The 18,444-nt window shown below is 47.2% G+C and carries 21 protein-coding genes and 1 pseudogene; 18 read left to right on the top strand and 4 right to left on the bottom strand.

The features are described from left to right. Positions 1–197 precede the first annotated feature (197 nt). Together HPY27_RS17590 and HPY27_RS17585 are read left to right on the top strand one after the other, a co-directional pair. A complete protein-coding gene (locus HPY27_RS17590) occupies positions 198–1,427 on the top strand; it encodes a DUF4073 domain-containing protein (protein ID WP_017251367.1) in 1,230 nt (409 codons plus the stop codon). Between the two features lie 135 nt (positions 1,428–1,562). Continuing rightward, the gene (locus HPY27_RS17585) at positions 1,563–2,342 is read left to right on the top strand and encodes a TIGR01457 family HAD-type hydrolase (RefSeq protein WP_017251366.1); all 780 of its coding nucleotides are present in this window, start codon (positions 1,563–1,565) and stop codon (positions 2,340–2,342) included. Here HPY27_RS17585 and HPY27_RS17580 read toward each other — a convergent pair. Further along, entirely contained in the window at positions 2,337–2,852 is a 516-nt protein-coding gene (locus HPY27_RS17580; protein ID WP_017251365.1) for a phosphatidylglycerophosphatase A family protein, read from the bottom strand. The two genes, HPY27_RS17585 and HPY27_RS17580, sit on opposite strands and share 6 nt — an antisense overlap. Before the next feature lie 164 nt (positions 2,853–3,016). Here HPY27_RS17580 and HPY27_RS17575 point away from each other — a divergent pair, with 164 nt between their 5' ends. Genes HPY27_RS17575 through HPY27_RS17565 form a run of 3 tightly spaced genes read left to right on the top strand, consistent with a single transcriptional unit; the run spans position 3,017 to position 5,935 of the window. After that, positions 3,017–4,102, top strand: coding sequence for a protein kinase family protein (locus tag HPY27_RS17575; RefSeq protein ID WP_017251364.1), 1,086 nt, complete (start codon positions 3,017–3,019; stop codon positions 4,100–4,102). Beyond that, complete coding sequence (locus tag HPY27_RS17570; RefSeq protein WP_017251363.1) at positions 4,059–5,018, top strand: 2-hydroxyacid dehydrogenase; 960 nt, start codon at positions 4,059–4,061, stop codon at positions 5,016–5,018. The genes HPY27_RS17575 and HPY27_RS17570 overlap by 44 nt, the downstream gene beginning before the upstream one ends. After that, positions 5,015–5,935 (top strand): alpha/beta hydrolase, encoded by a 921-nt coding sequence (locus HPY27_RS17565; RefSeq protein ID WP_017251362.1) that lies wholly within the window; start codon positions 5,015–5,017, stop codon positions 5,933–5,935. The genes HPY27_RS17570 and HPY27_RS17565 overlap by 4 nt, the downstream gene beginning before the upstream one ends. A gap of 51 nt (positions 5,936–5,986) precedes the next feature. Here HPY27_RS17565 and HPY27_RS17560 read toward each other — a convergent pair whose 3' ends face one another. Then, the gene (locus HPY27_RS17560) at positions 5,987–6,214 is read right to left on the bottom strand and encodes a NifU family protein (RefSeq protein WP_007715787.1); all 228 of its coding nucleotides are present in this window, start codon (positions 6,212–6,214) and stop codon (positions 5,987–5,989) included. A gap of 195 nt (positions 6,215–6,409) precedes the next feature. Between HPY27_RS17560 and HPY27_RS17555 the strand changes: the two genes are divergently transcribed. The 12 genes and pseudogenes from HPY27_RS17555 to HPY27_RS17505 form a co-directional block, all read left to right on the top strand. Next, on the top strand, positions 6,410–7,333 hold the full coding sequence (locus tag HPY27_RS17555; RefSeq protein WP_174225567.1) for a PLP-dependent cysteine synthase family protein: 924 nt from the start codon (positions 6,410–6,412) through the stop codon (positions 7,331–7,333). Position 7,334: 1 nt separating this feature from the next. Further along, positions 7,335–8,468: a bifunctional cystathionine gamma-lyase/homocysteine desulfhydrase gene (locus HPY27_RS17550; protein WP_017251361.1), complete on the top strand. Its 1,134-nt coding sequence runs from the start codon at positions 7,335–7,337 to the stop codon at positions 8,466–8,468. A gap of 29 nt (positions 8,469–8,497) precedes the next feature. Further along, positions 8,498–8,833 (top strand): YuzD family protein, encoded by a 336-nt coding sequence (locus HPY27_RS17545; RefSeq protein ID WP_106834341.1) that lies wholly within the window; start codon positions 8,498–8,500, stop codon positions 8,831–8,833. Between the two features lie 132 nt (positions 8,834–8,965). Further along, positions 8,966–10,183 (top strand): hypothetical protein, encoded by a 1,218-nt coding sequence (locus HPY27_RS17540; protein WP_254612923.1) that lies wholly within the window; start codon positions 8,966–8,968, stop codon positions 10,181–10,183. Between the two features lie 115 nt (positions 10,184–10,298). Continuing rightward, positions 10,299–11,192, top strand: a complete 894-nt coding sequence (locus HPY27_RS17535) for a hypothetical protein (protein ID WP_173622946.1) — start codon at positions 10,299–10,301, stop codon at positions 11,190–11,192. A gap of 144 nt (positions 11,193–11,336) precedes the next feature. Further along, entirely contained in the window at positions 11,337–11,678 is a 342-nt protein-coding gene (locus tag HPY27_RS17530) for a hypothetical protein (RefSeq protein WP_017251357.1), read from the top strand. Positions 11,679–11,817: 139 nt separating this feature from the next. Beyond that, the gene (locus HPY27_RS30155) at positions 11,818–11,997 is read left to right on the top strand and encodes a hypothetical protein (RefSeq protein ID WP_254612922.1); all 180 of its coding nucleotides are present in this window, start codon (positions 11,818–11,820) and stop codon (positions 11,995–11,997) included. Positions 11,998–12,021: 24 nt separating this feature from the next. Next, entirely contained in the window at positions 12,022–12,723 is a 702-nt protein-coding gene (locus HPY27_RS17525) for an ATP-grasp domain-containing protein (RefSeq protein ID WP_254612921.1), read from the top strand. Between the two features lie 15 nt (positions 12,724–12,738). After that, positions 12,739–13,497, top strand: coding sequence for a carbon-nitrogen hydrolase family protein (locus HPY27_RS17520; RefSeq protein ID WP_174225566.1), 759 nt, complete (start codon positions 12,739–12,741; stop codon positions 13,495–13,497). Positions 13,498–13,518: 21 nt separating this feature from the next. Next, complete coding sequence (locus HPY27_RS17515; RefSeq protein WP_017251353.1) at positions 13,519–13,932, top strand: hypothetical protein; 414 nt, start codon at positions 13,519–13,521, stop codon at positions 13,930–13,932. Then, complete coding sequence (locus HPY27_RS17510; RefSeq protein ID WP_174225565.1) at positions 13,922–14,458, top strand: tetratricopeptide repeat protein; 537 nt, start codon at positions 13,922–13,924, stop codon at positions 14,456–14,458. The genes HPY27_RS17515 and HPY27_RS17510 overlap by 11 nt, the downstream gene beginning before the upstream one ends. Next, a pseudogene (locus tag HPY27_RS17505) lies at positions 14,458–15,279 on the top strand (ATP-binding protein); the annotation flags it as partial. The gene HPY27_RS17510 and the pseudogene HPY27_RS17505, both read left to right, overlap by 1 nt. A gap of 161 nt (positions 15,280–15,440) precedes the next feature. Here the strand turns inward: HPY27_RS17505 and HPY27_RS17500 are convergent. Continuing rightward, positions 15,441–16,508 (bottom strand): NAD(P)/FAD-dependent oxidoreductase, encoded by a 1,068-nt coding sequence (locus HPY27_RS17500; protein ID WP_173622951.1) that lies wholly within the window; start codon positions 16,506–16,508, stop codon positions 15,441–15,443. Between the two features lie 173 nt (positions 16,509–16,681). Between HPY27_RS17500 and HPY27_RS17495 the strand changes: the two genes are divergently transcribed. Beyond that, complete coding sequence (locus tag HPY27_RS17495; RefSeq protein ID WP_173622952.1) at positions 16,682–16,945, top strand: YuzB family protein; 264 nt, start codon at positions 16,682–16,684, stop codon at positions 16,943–16,945. 104 nt (positions 16,946–17,049) lie between these two features. On the opposite strand, the gene mqnE is transcribed toward HPY27_RS17495, so the two are convergent. Then, entirely contained in the window at positions 17,050–18,153 is a 1,104-nt protein-coding gene (gene mqnE / locus HPY27_RS17490; protein WP_017251348.1) for an aminofutalosine synthase MqnE, read from the bottom strand. Between the last annotated feature and the right edge of the window lie 291 nt (positions 18,154–18,444).

Raw genomic sequence — 18,444 nt, 5'->3', positions numbered from 1 at the left:
CAGGTATTAAGTACCCTTTTACTACATTCTCGCAATCTTAATGTTGTTTTAACGTTTTCTTTATGTTGGACATCTACTATTTATGGTGTAAAAAACAACAAAACACAGGGAAAACAACAGAAAGGCGGAATGATAGCAGGATAATATTGGTTATTCGGGTGGGTGTCGTGACGAAAACAGATGAGGAGTGATCCGTAATGAAAAAAATGGTATCAAGTATAGCTGCTTCTGCCATCTTGTTGGGTGGAATCCTTCCAGTCGATGATTCCGCTCATGCAAAAGAGAAAAAGATGACGATGACATTTGACGTGATCAGTGACATCCAAGGAGACCTCCGAGATTTTGATCACGTTTTGCAAGACATCAATGAGGAAAATTCAAATTCCGAAGCGCTGATCATTAACGGTGATATTACTCCTCGCGGCTATGATTTTGAATATCAAGCCGTGCAAGATGTACTCGATAAAAATCCTCACCCTGAAAACGTGTGGTACAGCATCGGTAATCATGAGTTTTATGTGCCGAAGTGGAAGAATCCCCAAACGCTTGCACAAAGTAGCTGGCCAAACGGCACAACGGAAGAAGAGTTGTTCGATAACTTCTACGAATTCAGCGGAGAAGACAAAGTCTATCACCAGAAAGAAATCAATGGATATCCCTTTCTCTTTCTCGGCACAGAAAAATACATGAAATACCACGATCCAAAATTGTGGGATGAAGTATACATGAGCGACGAGCAACTGGATTGGCTGAAAGAAAATCTGAAGCATTACAGCAAGCAGGACGAGAACAAGCCCATTTTCGTATTCTCCCACCATGTGCTTCCAGACAGTGTCTCCGGCTCCAAACAAAATCCATACATGAACGATTACCTGAAGGTGGACAAGCTCCTTGACATCTTGAAAGACTATCCACAAGTCGTTTTCTTCACGAGTCACACCCATTGGGATCTGAACCTACCGGACTGGGCAGGCAAAAAGAAAGTCAAAGGCGGAGACAAACGCGGTTTTACCGTCGTAAACACGGGCGGGATTGAAACGGGATGGATGTCAGCCGGTCCAGACGGCGGCGAAAAAGTCGCGCCGGATGGAGGGGCTTTCAAGCAAGGACTGCGCTTGCAAGTGTACGGTAATGATGTCGTCATCCAAGCGTATGACTACCAACATGACAAAGTCATTAAGAAGCTCGGCATCCATAATGGAAAAATCGAGCAGTTGCCGCCGGATGTACAGGCAGATGATGATAATAATGTGCTTGTCAACGCGACGCCATACATGGAGTACGCAGTTGGCAAGCAAAAAAACTGGCGGGATTTTGATCCCGAAAATCCACCGACATTTCCAGGGAACCAGACCGTGTATGTCCGTCATAAAGGGGAAATGAACCTAGAAGACGGCAAGCCAATCATGGTTAAATTCAAGAAATAAGTGGACTTCCGTGCATTGTTCGTTAAAAGAGGGCCGATCGGGTCCTCTTTTTTTGCGATAGAAAGGACGAAGGTTTACACTAAGAGGGGAGAGCTTGTACAACCGGCTTACGAAACAGATGGGAGATGGAACAACGTGAAACCATATAAAGGCTATTTACTTGATCTGGATGGAACGATTTATCGGGGAAAAGAAGCGATTCCGGGAGCCGCAGCATTCATCACCCACTTAAAAACTCATCAGATTCCGTATTTGTTCCTGACCAACAATTCTTCAGCCTCTGCAAAGCACGTGGCGGAACGGCTGGTGGCAATGGGCATAGAGGCAGAGGCTCGGGACGTATATACCACGAGCATGGCGACCGCTACTTATTTACGAGAGCAAGCACCAGCGGGTACACGCGTCTACGTGATTGGAGAGGCGGGCTTGCATGATCAGCTGACGGATGCAGGTTATGTGATTACAGAAGAAGATCCGGCTTATGTCATTGTTGGGATTGATCGTACTTTTACGTATGAAAAGCTGGCGATCGCCGCACGCGCTATCCGTGCAGGAGCAACCTTTATCGCTACAAATGCAGATGCAGCCCTGCCGACGGATGCCGGTCTGTTCCCAGGCAATGGTTCACTGGTGGCAGCCGTCTCCGTTGCGTCTGCGACCAAACCAATCGTGATTGGCAAACCAGAGTCCATCATCGTCCGATATGCTCTGGATCAGCTTGGTACTGCTGCGGCTGACACGCTGATCGTCGGGGACAATTTATATACGGACATTGAGGCAGGTGCCAACAGCGGCTTGGACAGCTTGCTCGTTTTGACAGGCTATTCCACCCGCGAAGAAGCAGACAAGCATCATGCTGCGCCTACCCATATTGCCGAAGATTTGCCTGAATGGCAGCGACGAATCTCCCTATGATTCTGCGCATTCTTCCTGCTGCTTCTGGCGGTGGGCAATACGGCTGGAGGCGGCTGCTGCGACCGCACCGACGAGATCGTCCAAAAAAGTGTGGACACCAAAACGCTTGTCGTTGAGGTCGGCGAGTTTGCCGTGCTTCAGCTTGTCTACATAACCGAAGTTGGTGAATCCGATGCTCCCGTACAGGTTGACGATGGCGAGGGCGAGTACCTCGTCTATGCCATAGAGAGGCTCGTCTGATTCAATAATCGCCTGGAGCGGAGGAAGCAGCTGCTTTTGTTCTGCGAGGATGTCGAGTTGAATCCCAGTCAGCAACGCGTTTTGGACCTCACGTTTTTTCAAGACGGCAGTAACGCTGTCCAGACACATGTCCAAGGTGATGTCCGGGATATATTTTGACTGTAGGAACATGACAATTTCAGCAATGTCGTTCATACTGACTCCTCGTTTTTCCAAAAGCTCAATAACGAAGTCCAGACAACTCTCACTATTTAGTGGATGCTCACTCATGCTTGGGGTTCCTCCTTTTTCACGTGCGTGTTCAAAACGTCGACTTTTCAGCACCCAGAAAGTCGGCATGAATGTATCTAGTATCTGCATACAGATAGGCACCTATCCCGATCTAACGACATACAATGCCAGAAGAGCAGTATGCAAGGAGGGTGAACGACTGTATGGAAGAAAAAGAGCTTCTTCAGGAGAAGTACGGTTTTGAACTCCAGGGATATCGCACGACGGGGGCAAGCAAGGTACTGGAAACGGATCGAGGCCTTTACTACATGTTCGAGGCGCCAGCCGGATATAAATACAAAAGCAAGTTTATTGAAAAAGTAAAAAATCATTTGAGTCAACAGCAAAACATTCGCTTGTTAAAGCTGGTGAATACAACAAGCGGGCAGGCTCACATCGTTGATGATGAGCAGCTTTACTATTTATACAGAGGCGTGCGGGAGGCGGTTCCTGACAATCCATTTTATGCCAGTGGCCAATCACTCGCACAGTTCCATCTGGCCACGAGTGATTTTTCATCTGACAAGATGTTTATCCCTTATAGCTCTCTTGGCAACTGGCCGAGTATGTGGCGTAAAAAGCTACGGAATTTTAATGAGTACCGGGATGAGATGGATGAGGATAATGTAGAGCTCGCGCCAATGGATGAATATTTGTTGACCTGCTTCACCTACATTACTCAGCTTGGTGAATTGTCCGTTCAATATTTGTTGGATGCTGGATACGATAAAGTTGTGAAGGAAACAGCTAGTCTCGGGAAAGTAGCCTACCAAAATTTTGATCAAGGGTATATGCTATGGAAAGAGAAGGATGTACGTCTAATGGCAGGTGAATGGAACTGGGTTCTTGATATGCGTACTCGTGATGTGGGGCAGTGGATCAAAGCCGAGACAAAGCGAAACGGCTGGAATGAAGAGGCTGTGACCAGCTTTCTCGACGGCTACAACAGCGTCTCTGCGCTACAGCCAGCTGAATATGCCGTGATTTATGCGCTCATGCTCTACCCAGGCAGGTTCTTGAGGCTCGTGGAGACCTATATGGAGCTGCCAGTAGAAGAGCGCCAGGAAGTCAACATCCAAGCATGGCAAACGCAGTTGGAAGACGAGCTAACCAAAATGGAAGACGGACTTCGAAAGTATCCCCTATTCATTGCACAGCGTTATGACGTATCCATTCCACAAATTGACTGGTTGTGGAGGAAAAAAGATGATCAAGCAACAAGTTTTCGTTACGAGGAAACTCAATCCTGAAGTGATCGCGATGCTTGAAAAAGTAGCCGAGGTCGAGCAATGGACAAAAAATACGCCGATCCCGCGTGAGTTGTTGCTAGAAAAGATTGAACATGTAGATGCCGTCTTGACCATGCTGACAGAACGCGTGGATGAGGAATTTCTGGCGCGTACAAAACGACTCCGAATCGTGGCGAACATGGCAGTCGGTTACGACAATATTGATTGGGAAGCGTGCAGGCGACACGAGGTCATCGTAACCAACACGCCTGATGTGCTGACAGAGTCTACAGCCGATTTGGCTTTCGCTTTATTGATGGCAACAGGCCGCCGATTGACGGAAGCCAATCGATTTTTATTGCAGGGGGAATGGACATCGTGGAGTCCGACCCTCATGGCTGGACAAAATATATATGGTTCGACCCTGGGGATTATTGGGATGGGGCGAATTGGGGAAGCTGTGGCGAGACGCGCCAAAGGATTTGGCATGCGGATCTTGTATCACAACCGGAATCGCAAACCGCAGGCTGAGCAAGAGACAGGAGCACGGTATGCTGATTTGGCGGAGCTTCTGCAAGAGTCCGATTACGTCGTTCTGCTTACACCGCTGACAGAGGACACACGCATGTTAATGGGGGAAAAACAATTTTCGCTCATGAAAGAAACCGCTGTGTTTATCAATGTTTCTCGTGGTGGGACAGTCGATGAGTCCGCATTGTATCAAGCGTTGGTAGACAAAAAAATATGGGCGGCAGGCCTGGACGTTTTTGCGGTCGAGCCTGTCCCGATGGATAACCCGCTCTTGCAGCTGCCAAATGTAGTCGCATTGCCACATATCGGTAGTGCAACTGTGCAAACGAGGGCGGAGATGGCGAGGCTGGCTGCTGCTAACATCGTAGCTGTACTAAGTGGGAGGGAACCTCTGACTGCCATATGAACACGTTCTTTGTAGGAATCACAGGACTCTTATTGCTACTCTTGATTGCAGCAGTAGCCGTGTCGTTTCACGTAACCTGGCGCTTGACGCATCCTGTACGAAAGCCGGTTAACATGATCCCCCGAGATTTTGGGATTGAACAGGTGGAATCCATCGTTTTTTCGAGCAGGGAAACGACCATTTCGTTAGCTGGATGGTACTTGTCAGCTGAAAAAAATGGGAAAGTCTCCAATGGACGTACTGTAGTCTTCGCCCATGGGTATAGCCAAAACAGATTAGAACCGCATCTTCCCGCTCTGTCACTAGCGGCAAGACTTGTTCATGCCGGCTTTGACGTCCTGATGTTTGACTTTCGAAATGCGGGTGAGTCCAGCGATGCGCTGACTACGATTGGTCTTCGGGAACAGCAGGATTTGCGGGGGGCCATTGATTTTGCGGCAGCCAAGAAGCCGGAACATACACTGGGTCTCGTCGGATTTTCCATGGGGGCGGCAACCTCCTTGATGGTGGGAGGAGTGGATGAACGCATCACTGCGATTGTAGCGGATTCTCCATTCTATTCCTTGCGTGAATACTTGGTTGAGAACTTGCCGCAGTGGACGGGCCTGCCTCGCTTTCCATTCAACTGGCTCATCCTTACCTTGTGTCCTATATTGCTAGGAGCTAATCCGCGTGACGTCAATCCGTATCAGGCAGTCAAGCAAGCGGAAAAACCCATCCTTTTTATACACGGAACAGGCGATACGACGATCCCCATGGTGAACAGCGAACGACTATTTGAGCTGACGCAAGACAAAGATTCCGAGATTTGGATCGTACCGCGAGCGGGTCACGTCCGCAGTTATCCGTTAGTTCCAGAGGAATACGAGAAGCGCGTCGTAGCTTTTTTGGAAAAGGGAATGGGGAAGAGGAAATGAAAAAAGCAGCTACGCGGTTGCTGTAGCTGCTTTCATGTCGATGTGACTGGATTAGAATACTTGTTGAACTTCCTTGATGCCTGGGATTTCTTCCACCAGTGCACGCTCGATTCCTGCTTTCAGGGTGATGGTAGAGGAAGGGCAGCTACCGCAAGCACCCATCAGGCGCAGCTTCACGATGCCATCTTCTACATCAACGAGTTGTACGTCTCCGCCGTCACGTTGCAGGTAAGGACGCAGTTTATCGAGAACTTCTTGTACTTGATCCATGATATCCATGTTACATTCACTCCTTTCCAACCTCTCCTTTATTATAATCATACCATGGTGAGAAATCCATGGCTTACATGCCCTGTTGACACTTTGAAGTTCCGCTGACACACCGAAGTTTAGTAGCATGGACTTTTTGTAATCTTTGCATGTTATAATGAAAAAGAAAGAAGCAAGTACTTCAATATAAGGAGTCAGATCTTCGTGAACGTATTTCGTAATGTGAAGGAACTGATTGGTAATACGCCGATCGTCGAAATTACACAATTTGAGCTCCCTGAAGGTGTCCGCTTGTTCGCCAAGCTGGAATATTTTAATCCAGGAGGCAGCGTAAAAGACAGACTCGGCATGGAGTTGATTCGTGCCGCAGAGGAGAATGGCCAATTGGCCCCAGGTGGTACCATTATCGAACCGACAGCAGGAAATACAGGAATTGGTGTAGCGCTGGCCGCTGTAGGAACTGGTTATAAAGTCATCTTCTGCGTACCAGCGAAGTTTTCCGAGGAAAAGCAAGAGCTGATGCGTGCCCTCGGAGCAGAAGTCGTCAATACACCGACAGAGTTGGGGATTAAGGGGGCAATTGCCAAGGCAAAAGAACTCGCAGAATCGATTCCAGGTGCTTTTGTACCACAGCAATTTGCTAACCCGGCAAATCCAGACGCACACTACAAAACAACAGGTCCGGAAATTTGGAGTCAAATGGACGGCCTAGTAAACGTATTTGTGGCAGGCGCGGGCTCTGGTGGTACTTTCATGGGTGCTGCTCGTTACTTGAAAGAACAAAACCCAAACGTAAAAACGGTAATTGTCGAGCCAGAAGGTTCCATCTTGAATGGGGGAGAATCCGGCCCGCATAAAACAGAGGGGATCGGCATGGAGTTTTTGCCTCCATTCATGGATACGAGCTACTTCAATGCTATTCACACGATTCTCGATGTGGAAGCATTCGATCTGGTCAAGCAGCTGGCTGCCAAGGAAGGCTTGCTCGTAGGCAGCTCCTCAGGTGCAGCTATGGCAGCGGCACTGCGCGAAGCAAGAGAAGCTGCTCCAGGGACGAATATCGTTACACTGTTTGCTGACGGCAGCGAACGTTATCTAAGCAAGAAAATTTACCAGGGGGGAATTTAAGATGCGTATCAAAACTCGTCTGATCCACGGCGGAATCGATGGAGATCCACATACAGGAGCCGTATCCGTTCCAATTTACCAGGTAAGTACTTATAAACAGGAAGCAATTGGCGTTCACAAGGGCTTCGAATACTCCCGTACCGGGAACCCGACTCGTCACGCTTTGGAAACATACATCGCAGAAATCGAAGGCGGCGCTCGTGGCTTTGCATTTGGTTCTGGTATGGCGGCACTCTCTACCATCCTCTCCATGTTCAACAAAGGCGACCATCTCGTGGTAGGTGACGATGTATACGGTGGTACTTACCGCGTCGTTACACGTGTATTCTCCCGTATGGGTCTGGAAGCAACCTATGTAGACACGAGTGATCTGGCAGCAGTAGAGGCGGCAATTCGCCCGGAAACCAAAGCAATCATTATGGAAACACCGACAAACCCGCTGCTGAAAGTAAGCGACATCAGCGCGTTGGCAGGCATCGCGAAAGCAAAAGGCGTGCTGCTCGTGGTAGACAACACGTTCATGACACCATACTGGCAAAATCCGCTGGATCTCGGTGCTGACATCGTGTTCCATAGCGCAACGAAATATTTGGGCGGACACAGCGACGTAGTAGCAGGTCTGGTCGTAGCAAAAGATGCGCAAGTGGGCGAAGACCTCCATTTTGTGCAAAATGCAATTGGCGGAGTGCTCGGGCCACAAGATTCTTGGCTCTTGCTGCGCGGTATGAAGACGCTGGGAATTCGGATGGAAGAGCATGAGCACAACGCACGTACGATAGCAAAATGGCTGTCTGAGCGCAGTGACATCAAACGCGTCATTTACCCTGGACTGTCCAGCCATTCCGGTCATGAGCTGATTCAAAAGCAAGCGCGTGGCTTTGGTGGCATGATTTCCTTCGACGTAGGAAGCGCAGAGCGTGCTGACGAAGTGTTGGCAAAGGTAAAATACTACACGTTGGCTGAATCACTGGGTGCAGTGGAGAGCTTGATCAGCGTACCTGCACGCATGACACATGCATCTATCCCGGCAGAGCGCCGTGCTGAGCTGGGCATTACGGATGGCTTGGTGCGCATCTCTGTTGGTATTGAAGATGTTCAGGACTTGATCGAGGACCTGGAACAAGCATTGTCCTAAGCTAGCTGACCCGGGGGAGGGCGGATATAGTGACTGTCGATATCAAGGTTTTTGGGACAGAGCAATTGTGCGCAAGCTGCGTCAATTTGCCATCTGCAAAGGAAACAGCCGAGTGGCTGGAGGCGGCACTCTCTCGCAAATATGGGAGTGACAGCATCCGCATCGTTTATAGCGACTTTCAACAGCCGCAGACAGACGATGACAAAAGCTGGGCGAATCGCATTATCGAGGAAGATTTATGGTATCCGCTTGTCGTAATTTCCGGGGAAATTGTCGGTGAGGGAAATCCGAAATTAAAGGATATCTATGAAAAGCTGGAGAACATGGGTGTGCAGCCGATTGCTTCTACAGCCGATGCCGAATAACAGCATAAGAGCAACGACAAACATTTTTTACAGCGACCAGATGCATGAGCCTGGTCGTTTTTTTTATCTGTGAGAAACGACATTGTTCATTTTTTCATCTAATTAGTATTATGTAAAAAGGATGATTTTGGAATGAATAGGAATAGAATGATGATCGGTGCTCTGGCATGTACAATTTGCTTTGCGGTCATGTTAACTGCTCCCTTGCCTCAAATGCAGGCAGAAGCAGCTACCTATCAGATTACATACAAGCTACCGCCGAATCCGGAAAAGTACTTGTTTTTGAATAAACAGATGGTCTCTATTACGAATCCGCAACCGCTTCCAGTAGGGGTGCGTCCCTATTCGTCTGGTGACTTTCTCTCGGACATGCATGGTGGTGGTGATCCACAATCACTAAACAAAATGTACTACTCTTATAACCTGAAATTTCAAACCTCGAAAAAAGGATTTCTATGGAATGTGTACGATTTTATCGGAACACTTCCCCCAGCTTATCCCGCAGATGTGAATCTGGATGAGCTGGACAAGCGAATCAGGAGCCTCAAGCGTCTAACAAGTGAAGACGAACAAGTAATCCAAAGTCGTGCCCAAATCCATATGGATGCTCGCCTGAAGCCACTTATTCAGGCTGGATACGTCATGCCAGACGAAATTGATGATGAGATGGCAACGAAGGAATTCGTCGCAACGGTACTCTACCGGATGTTTGGAGCAACCCGACCCTATCATGGGGGGATTGACCTGAAGGACTCGGAGAATGTTGCCGTTCGGTGGGCAGTCGAGGTAGGCTTGCCTGGATTTGAAGTCGATAAAGAAGGATACATTTATCCGAAGTCACCACTTAGCATGGACCCTGGTCCGAACGAATACGGGCAGGAATATGCTTATGAACGCTTGTTTCACTTTATCACGCTCGTTCTGCCGGGGAAAAAGACGGCCGAGGGTTGGGAGTATTACCAAGTCAAGCTGTTAGATGGCATGCTGCCTGTTCAACTCCGTGGGTTCATCCTTGTGAATGGCAAACCATATAAGGACAACGGAGAGTACTCCATCGATGAAACGAAGGAATACCAGAATGCAAGGGGGAAAATTTTTCAGTATTTCGTTCCGCGTTTCCCAAAGATGCTGGAGTTGGCACGCAAGGATGCGATGAAGCCTCGCGTATGGGACTGGAGCCGTGATCTCATCCACCATCCGAAGTTTGCCAAGCAAGTGGCTGCCTATCGCAAAAATAAAAGCAGCAAAAACGTAGATGCCGTCTATCAGGCAGTCAGACAGCATTACAATCTGAACATTCGTCAAGACTCGCCAGCCATTATCAAAAGTGTGTTAGAAAACGTCAAGTAATGGGCTGTTTACTATTTGTATATCATTCGTAAACCTTTTGTAACGAAATGGAACAGGCGTCGTCCTATAGTAGTAAATGTAACCAATAACTTACCATTTAGTGGAGGCCATAACGATGAATAAAAAATGGATGAAGCCTGTTACATATTTGCTGCTTGCAGGGGTTGTAGGCGTAGCTGGATTTTCTGCAATGAATACACAAGTAGCTCACGCAGACTCTGAAAAAGGAAAGCTTTTCTCGGCTGCGGCTGAACTGAAACTCGACAAAAACACCTATGTGATCGATCAAAAAACGGCTGACGTCAATGGCGATAAAAAGGATGACATCGTATATCTGGTCGGCCAAAAGGAAAAAGCAGATGACATCTATGCTTCCAATATGAACATCGTAGTGAAAGACGGAAAATCCGGCGCTTATAGCCAAACGGATATCAAAGAGCTGGGCGGCTATGAAGGCGAGCTGACTCTCGTAGACTTCACGGGTGATCATGTTGCAGATGCCTTCGTTAAAACAGCGACTGGTGGAAGCGGCGGTGTTTACAGCCACGTAATCGCTACTTTTGAAAACAACAAGCCAGCCGTGATTTTTGGTGAAAAGGAAAACGAAGGAATCCGGTACGAGGGGAAATTCGTAGATGGCTTTAAAGTAGAAGGCAAAGGCTCCCATCTGGATAAGCCGCTGACGCTTGATGTGAGTGCCAACCAGGATGTATACGTAGCTGCCAAGCTGTATGACAAAGCAGGCAAAGTACAGCCAACAGAAGATGCTGTTTCTGTATTCTCCTATCCATTCGGTTCTCTGACTCCAGTCGATATGGATGCGAACGGTACATTTGAGCTGGTAGGAGAGCAACGACTTGTAGGTATGAACAACACAGATACCGTTTCCCGCATTAATTCTGTTTGGGGCTACCAAGGTGACGGCAAATGGAATCCATGGGAAGTAGAGTATTCTACTTTCTTGAAAAAACACCCGGGTGAAGCGATCAACACGATGATTGAAAAGTAAAAATTGTAGAGCTTGATACGCAGCCTCCTTTTCATGACGGAAATGAAAAAGGAGGCTGTTTTTCGTTACCAGCGAATGGTTCTACCAACCGACTTTTTCTCATATGGATTTTGGGTACAGGGGTAACCAAAGGAGGAAGAGCGGATGGACCAACCGATTGCTCGCTACTACGAGTTGAAGGAAATTCAAAAGCAGGTAGAGGAAGAGTTGAACGAGCTGCGGGGGAAACTGATTGAAGCTTACAGCGAAGCAGGCAGCGCAGAGGAAGGCGAATACAAGCTGCTGATCTCCTATCAGGAGCGGCGAGAATACAATGATGATCGCCTCTACAACGCCTTGCCAGATCCTTCGCTTTGGCGCCTCATGTCGAAGGCGGATACCGGGAAAATTTCGAGTTTGCTCAAGCTGAATGTCATCCATGAGAAGGTGTTGGCAGACACCTTTGAACCGAAAAAAGTACCTGTTTTACGTGTCCAAAAGCGATAAACCAGCAAAATGAGGAAACCGTCAGGACTTATCTTGACGGTTTTTTTGCATGGGAAGAATTATTTTGTATAATGGAAGGATGTAGAAATCCCTGTTTTTTTCTTACTTTTTCTCTAGCATCTGGAGGAGGATCGCGCAGATGAAAGTCTTATTTTGCAGCCAGCCATTTCAAGAAAACAAAGTCGATGAAACCTACGAATATGAGTATACGTGTGCAAAACAACTCTGCTTGGACATTCATCTGATCAGCTTGGAACAATTGATATACCATGACAACCCGTTAGCGGCTGTGAAACAAATACAACCCGCTCCTGAATAAGTAACGGCTATCTACAGGGGATGGATGCTAAAACCATTCCTGTACCAAAAATTGTACAACGCCCTGCTAGCCCAAAATATAGAGTTAATCAATACACCCGAAAAGTACGCGCATTGCCATTACCTGCCTGAATCTTATGAAGTCATCAAAGATTTCACACCGCTTTCGGTCTGGCTGTATAAGGAAGAGATAGACGCGTCATTTGAGAGCGTGCATCGGATCGTAAATAGATTTGGTCAGTCTCCGATTATGATCAAAGATTTTGTAAAATCTCGAAAGCACGATTGGAATGAGGCTTGCTATATCCCCGATGCTTCCGATAAAGAAAAGGTACAGCAAGTGACCAATCGATTTCTGGAGCTGCAGCAGGATGAGTTGAATGAGGGAATCGTCTTTCGAGAATTTGTGAAGCTTCAATTTTTGACCCATCACTCGCAGAGCAACATGCCATTATCTCAGGAATATCGCGTTTTCTTTTTGGATGGCGAACCCATGTACATGGCAAATTACTGGGAAGAAGGACAATATGACGATACGCCGCCAGACCTCCAGACATTTTTAGAGGTAGCGAAAAAAATTAAGAGCCGCTTTTTTACCATGGACATCGCAAAGCTGGAAAATGGCTCGTGGACCATCCTCGAGCTAGGGGATGCACAGGTGTCTGCTCTGCCCGAACAGGCTGACACATTTGAATTTTTCACAAAGATAAAAGGAAATCTAACATAGAAGAGGTATCTACCCATGAAAATAGGTTTGGCCCAGACGAGGTTTCCCCAATCAGCGGCGGAGGGGCTTGCGATCATTAAGCAGCAGATGAGAAATGCCGCCAACAACAACTGCGATCTGATTTGCTTTCCTGAATCCGTCATTCCGGGGCTGCGAGGAGTAGGCTATGAAGTGGAAGCCTACGATCACCAGATTCAGCTGGGAGCACTAGGGGAGATTCGTGCGATGGCAAAGGCATGCAAGCTCGCCGTGATTTTGCCGATAGAATGGAAGGATGAGCGCGGGTATCATCTGGTCGCCTTTGTCATCGGAAAAAGTGGAGAAGACCTCGGGATGCAAATCAAAAATCAGATTGATCCAGATGAGGATCTGTTCGATTATGTTCCTGGTGAAGGGCGCCAGTTGTTTGAAATGGAAGGCGTGGCTTTTGGAATTGTCATCTGTCATGAAGGATGGCGGTATCCAGAGACGGTACGGTGGGCGGCACGCCGCGGGGCAAGCATCGTTTTCCATCCGATGTTTACAGGGGAAGTCAGCAATCCCGATTTTTACAACGGGGCAATGGTTTGCCGAAGCTTGGAAAACAACATCTACTTTGCCAGCGTGAACTACGCGATTCCGAATCAACAGGTGACGACGGCTTTGATTTCGCCTACGGGGGAACGACTGTGTGTCGCAGCTTCAGGGAGCGAGGAACTGCTCGTGTATGAGATTGATCCTGCGAGAGCGACCCGATTATTGGCCCAGCGCTTCCAGCCTGAGTTGGTTGATTAGTTAAAGAAAGAGTGTGAATGAATGAATCCAGAATTGTTTCAACCGAGTCTGAAGCCTGGTGTAAACTATGAAACCAAATCGTACAATCTGACCTCTTATCTGTATGCATGTATGATTGGTGGTTTTTTACCCGCGCTTGTGTTGGGGATGCAAAATGCAGTATGGTTACGGGCTAACCCTCTGTTGCGTAGCATCATTTTGGCAGTGGGAATTATTCTTTATTTCGTCTTACCACTAGGGATACTCCGATTTTTTTTAGGGACATGGATTGGGATTGCGTATTACTTTTTAATGGAACGAAGATATAAGGTTCATAAAGGAATCCATGCCACAATACAGCCAATGCTCCAAACAGCTATTGGGTGCTCTTTCGTAGGCAGGATGCTCGAAGTGGCTTATATAGTAAAAGGAGTGCCATTATTATATGGATCTTGAAGTTTTGGAGAGTTCTGTCCTCTATCAGCTAGGCGAGCACTACTATGAGATGGGGCGCTATGAACAGGCAAGAGAACAATTTAAGCAGGTATTGGCCAAAAACGCAACGCATCCCAGACTGCTGTATATGATGGCATATTGTGAATACCAACTGGACAATTACGAAGAAGCCTATGAGCTTTGTACATACGCCATCAATGAGGGCTTGGTCACAGAATATGTATATAATACCCTTGGACTGATTCTGATACAGCAAAAAGAATGGTATGAAGCGGAGCAGGCGATGCTTTTTGCGTTGTCCTTAAACCCCAGCGAACCGAGTATCATTGCTACGTATTCGTTCTTGATGTACGAGACGGGCCATCTAAAAAAGGCCAGGCTGCTGATGGAAGAAGCGAAACGCCTAGACCCAATGGACTCAACCGTACTGCAATACCAGTTTTATATGAGCATGATCGACGGAAAGAAAAAAGAAAAGCACGAAGCGCTGACAGGGTATATGCAAGTAGCCGAAGACGATTTGTAGTGAAGAATGCCATTCATATGAAAATTATCAAGCCGTTTGTGTCTCCTGGACTGTTCGAGCTCTTCAAGAAAAAAATAGGGGGTGGAATCCTCCTGTATGGGCCTCCAGGATGCGGGAAAACGTTCATTGCCAAAGCCACAGCAGGGGAATGCCGTGCCCGCTTTGTGCCCATACATATTTCGGATATTCTCGATCCTTATATCGGCGCTAGTGAGCAAAACCTCCGAGAGATCTTCTCGTCTGCGAGAGCGAACAAGCCGAGTGTCCTGTTCCTCGATGAAATGGATGCGCTCGGTTACAATCGCAGCCGTGCTTCGTCTAATACGATGCGGACAGTTGTTGATACGCTCTTAACCGAGATCGAAGGGATTGATACCAGCACAGATAAGATGCTCATCATCGGTGCGACCAATATGCCATGGGATGTAGACCCTGCCTTTAAACGTCCGGGTCGTTTCGACAAGATGATTTTTGTCTCACCTCCAGATGAAGAAGCGAGGAAGACCATTTTTCAAATCAAGCTGGCCGAACGTCCAGTGGTTGAGATCGATTACGACTGGTTAGCCAAGGAAACGGACCTGTATTCTGGGGCAGACATCGAGAATGTCGTCGAGATTGCTACAGAAATGGTGATCGCGGAAATTATGAAGTCGGGTGTTGAACGCCCAATCCAGATGAATGATTTGAAGCAATCCATTGCATCCACACATCCTTCTACCATTGACTGGCTGCGAACAGTCAAAAATTACGTGAAATATGCCAATCAGGGCGGGCTGTACAATGATGTAGAGTCATTCTTATCGCGTTATAAACGGATTTGATATAAATCTAAGCAAAAAGCTTATTCCAAAAGAAAGTCTGGAATAAGCTTTGTTGTTTTATTGTGTGAATTATTTGACGATAGAGCCTCGATGATCAGCCAGGTTCCTTAGATGATACAAAAAGAAAACCTGTTAGACCATCCGGCCAACAGGCTTGTGCTTTATCCCATATGCTTTTTGTACATCCATAGCTGACCGCTCTTGATGACACGAGCCATCTGACCGACTAGAGACATTTTCCCCATGCTGGCAAAGCCTTCCTTTTTGCCGAGGGAACCGAGGAAGCCTTTGTGCTTGAGAGCAGGCAATGAAGCTGGATACTCCTCACCTTTGATGTCTTTTTTCAACATCAAGGCAATTTGATCACCCTGGATCTCAGCTGTTTGTGCACTTGGCGCGATGATGGTGCTTGCACAGTCACCTACCACATACACGTTCGTATGGGATTGGATTTGATGATACTGATTTAGTTTGGCACGTCCGATGTTATCTGTTTCGATCGGCAGAGAGCGCACGATTTTGTTCGCTTGAATACCTGCTGTCCATACGATAACATCACTTTCAACAGGCTGGTTGTGGTTGTACACGATCCCTTGCTCGATGCTAGTGACATTCGCCATGGAAACAAGCTGTACATCGTGCTCAATGAACCATTGAGACGCGTATTCCTGAAGCTTTTTCGGGAATGGGCTCAAAATGCTTTGACCGCGGTCGATGATGCGTACATTCAGGTCGGGACGGCTCTCGCGTAGCTCAGCAGCCATTTCCACCCCGGAAAGACCACCACCCACAACGCTAACCGTGCCGTATGGGTTCACATTATTGATTGCCATGTATGTGTTGCGGGTAGCTCCCATGGATTGAATCGAACACGTAAATTGTTCAGCACCAGGGATATCATGGTAACGATCCTCACAACCCAATCCGATTACAAGCCAATCGTAGGAGAGGGTGTCCCCGTTAGCAAAATTGACGACCTGCTCGTCCAATTCCACACCAGCAATTTCACCGTATTTGACGGTCAGGCGTGGATCGTTTGGAAAATTAACACGCAGGTGAGATTCCGGTGTAGTACCTGCCGCCAGAGCGTAATACTCTGTTTTCAAGCCATGAAACGGCATACGGTCTACGAGGGTTATAAACACGTCATCTGGTAAATCAGGGGACAGGACTCGCTCAATAATACGAAGACCCCCGTATCCTCCTCCAAGGATCACAAGTCGTTTCATAGAAGGTCTAGTCCTTTCTTCTGTCCGTTTTTTACAGCACCCACTCTATTTTTAGTCTCTTTCACTAAAAATGCAAGCAGAATCTTTTTCCCGTTTTCTCCGCTGGATTTTTATCAAAGTCGCGGTACAATAAAGTACGTGATGATGTCGAAATAATCGGTAGGTGACAATAGATGAAACCACTAGTAGAATTTTGCGCGAGCAATGTTTCCTCCTATACGCAATCCGTCGTGGATGCATTGGAAAATGATCCTGATCTGGACGTGGACGTACTCGAGTACGGCTGTCTGGGGTATTGCGGTGAATGCTACATGGAGCCATTCGCGCTCGTAAACGGCACATTGGTACAAGCTCCAACAGCCGATGAATTACTGGTAAAAATCAAGAAGAAATTACGTGAGGAAGAAGAGTTGCTGAATGCAGATTTTCCTCTTTAGGTTGTTCTCTTAGGATGTTCATTGGGGAGCATGATCAACCGTGCATGTTTCAAAATAGTAAAGCTGATGCCCAAGTGATAGGGAGCATCAGCTTTTTTTATTGATTAATGTTCTTTGATTACGTTGTAGAAGGTATCGCGTTCCAGCGCACGTTTTCCTGCGCCTTTGATCAACCAAACCAACTCATCAACAGTCAGAGCTTGTTGGGTAAGTGCACCGGCTGAGTGGCTGATACGCTCCTCGATCAAGGTTCCGTGAGCATCGGAAATTCCCATTTGCAGAGAAAGTTGTGTGAGCTGGGTACCGATGTTGATGAAGTATGCTTTGATATGCTGGAAGTTATCGAGCATCAGACGGCTGATCGCCATTGTTTTCAAATCATCAATGGCAGAGTTGCGGCGTTTGATACCAGCTGTTGCTTTGATCGGTTGAACAGCCAATGGAATGAACACCATGAAGCCGTTTGTGTCATCTTGCAGCTCGCGCAGGCGGAGCATGTGAATCACGCGCTCTTCCAATGTCTCGATGGAGCCGTACAGCATGGTGGTATGTGTTTTCAAGCCCAACTCATGAGCCGTGCGGTGTACTTGCAGGTACATGTCTGTACTTGCTTTTTCCGGGCTCATTTTCATACGATAGCGCTCAGTCAAAATTTCAGCGCCACCACCTGTAAGGCTTTGAAGACCAGCTTTCATCAGCTCTTGCAAAACCTCGCGGATGGATAGACCGGAAATGCGGGAGAAGAACTCAATCTCTGCACCTGTATACGATTTAATCGTTACATCCGGGTACGCTTTTCTCAAGGTACGAATGGTGTCGAGGTAGTATTCAAATGGCTTGTGCTGGTTATGTCCGCCTACGATATGGAATTCACGGATACCTGGATGGAAGCGAGTTTCTACATAATGAAGCAACTCATCTGTGCTCATCGTGTAGGCACCCTCATCCCCTTCATCGCGGCGGAAGCCACAGAATTTGCAATGAGCTTCACATACGTTCGTTGGGTTGATGTACAGATTTTGCAAAAAGTAAACGTTATCCTGATTCTTGCGATAGTTAACAACGTTAGCCAATTGTCCAATCGTCAAAAGATCGTTGGAATTAAAAAGGGTGACACCGTCTTCCAAGGTAAGTCTTTCGCCATGCATAACTTTTTCTGCGATTCCGGCGAGAGATTTGTCTTGTATGGCAATCGTTTCAAGCGCCATTCCAAACACTTCCTTTCAAAGTCAATGGTTCTTAGATGAAAGAGCTTTAATCCAGTCATACCCAATCGATATTCGTTCCATGGGAGTGGAAAGGCTCTTAGGAATAGAGTAAATCTCGGGCAACAAGAGCACCTATATTATAAACCTCTTGGTAAGTACGAACAATATCATAAGTTCTCCAACTCTCTAGAAGGAAGTTGTGGATGTAAAAATATAACAATTACCGTCGTATTTTTGGTATATTTTCGGAAATAAAGGAATTTTTGTTTGCGAAATTCTAGCTGTTCTTGT

This window comes from Brevibacillus sp. HB1.1 (genome assembly GCF_013332445.1).
GTDB lineage: Bacteria > Bacillota > Bacilli > Brevibacillales > Brevibacillaceae > Brevibacillus > Brevibacillus porteri.
The sequence above is the reverse complement of the archived record's forward strand: the minus strand, read 5'-3'. Positions and strand labels throughout refer to the sequence as shown.

What these genes read in the sequence shown, in the direction of transcription:
- HPY27_RS17570 (WP_017251363.1), top strand. Translation starts at nt 4,059, where the DNA reads ATGATCAAGCAACAAGTTTTCGTTACGAGGAAACTCAATCCTGAAGTG.
- HPY27_RS17575 (WP_017251364.1), top strand. Translation starts at nt 3,017, where the DNA reads ATGGAAGAAAAAGAGCTTCTTCAGGAGAAGTACGGTTTTGAACTCCAG.
- HPY27_RS17525 (WP_254612921.1), top strand. Translation starts at nt 12,022, where the DNA reads ATGCTAAAACCATTCCTGTACCAAAAATTGTACAACGCCCTGCTAGCC.
- HPY27_RS30155 (WP_254612922.1), top strand. Translation starts at nt 11,818, where the DNA reads ATGAAAGTCTTATTTTGCAGCCAGCCATTTCAAGAAAACAAAGTCGAT.
- HPY27_RS17560 (WP_007715787.1), bottom strand. Translation starts at nt 6,214, where the DNA reads ATGGATATCATGGATCAAGTACAAGAAGTTCTCGATAAACTGCGTCCT.
- HPY27_RS17515 (WP_017251353.1), top strand. Translation starts at nt 13,519, where the DNA reads ATGAATCCAGAATTGTTTCAACCGAGTCTGAAGCCTGGTGTAAACTAT.
- HPY27_RS17530 (WP_017251357.1), top strand. Translation starts at nt 11,337, where the DNA reads ATGGACCAACCGATTGCTCGCTACTACGAGTTGAAGGAAATTCAAAAG.
- HPY27_RS17590 (WP_017251367.1), top strand. Translation starts at nt 198, where the DNA reads ATGAAAAAAATGGTATCAAGTATAGCTGCTTCTGCCATCTTGTTGGGT.
- HPY27_RS17500 (WP_173622951.1), bottom strand. Translation starts at nt 16,508, where the DNA reads ATGAAACGACTTGTGATCCTTGGAGGAGGATACGGGGGTCTTCGTATT.
- HPY27_RS17580 (WP_017251365.1), bottom strand. Translation starts at nt 2,852, where the DNA reads ATGAGTGAGCATCCACTAAATAGTGAGAGTTGTCTGGACTTCGTTATT.
- HPY27_RS17510 (WP_174225565.1), top strand. Translation starts at nt 13,922, where the DNA reads ATGGATCTTGAAGTTTTGGAGAGTTCTGTCCTCTATCAGCTAGGCGAG.
- HPY27_RS17495 (WP_173622952.1), top strand. Translation starts at nt 16,682, where the DNA reads ATGAAACCACTAGTAGAATTTTGCGCGAGCAATGTTTCCTCCTATACG.
- HPY27_RS17550 (WP_017251361.1), top strand. Translation starts at nt 7,335, where the DNA reads ATGCGTATCAAAACTCGTCTGATCCACGGCGGAATCGATGGAGATCCA.
- mqnE (WP_017251348.1), bottom strand. Translation starts at nt 18,153, where the DNA reads ATGGCGCTTGAAACGATTGCCATACAAGACAAATCTCTCGCCGGAATC.
- HPY27_RS17535 (WP_173622946.1), top strand. Translation starts at nt 10,299, where the DNA reads ATGAATAAAAAATGGATGAAGCCTGTTACATATTTGCTGCTTGCAGGG.
- HPY27_RS17565 (WP_017251362.1), top strand. Translation starts at nt 5,015, where the DNA reads ATGAACACGTTCTTTGTAGGAATCACAGGACTCTTATTGCTACTCTTG.
- HPY27_RS17540 (WP_254612923.1), top strand. Translation starts at nt 8,966, where the DNA reads ATGAATAGGAATAGAATGATGATCGGTGCTCTGGCATGTACAATTTGC.
- HPY27_RS17520 (WP_174225566.1), top strand. Translation starts at nt 12,739, where the DNA reads ATGAAAATAGGTTTGGCCCAGACGAGGTTTCCCCAATCAGCGGCGGAG.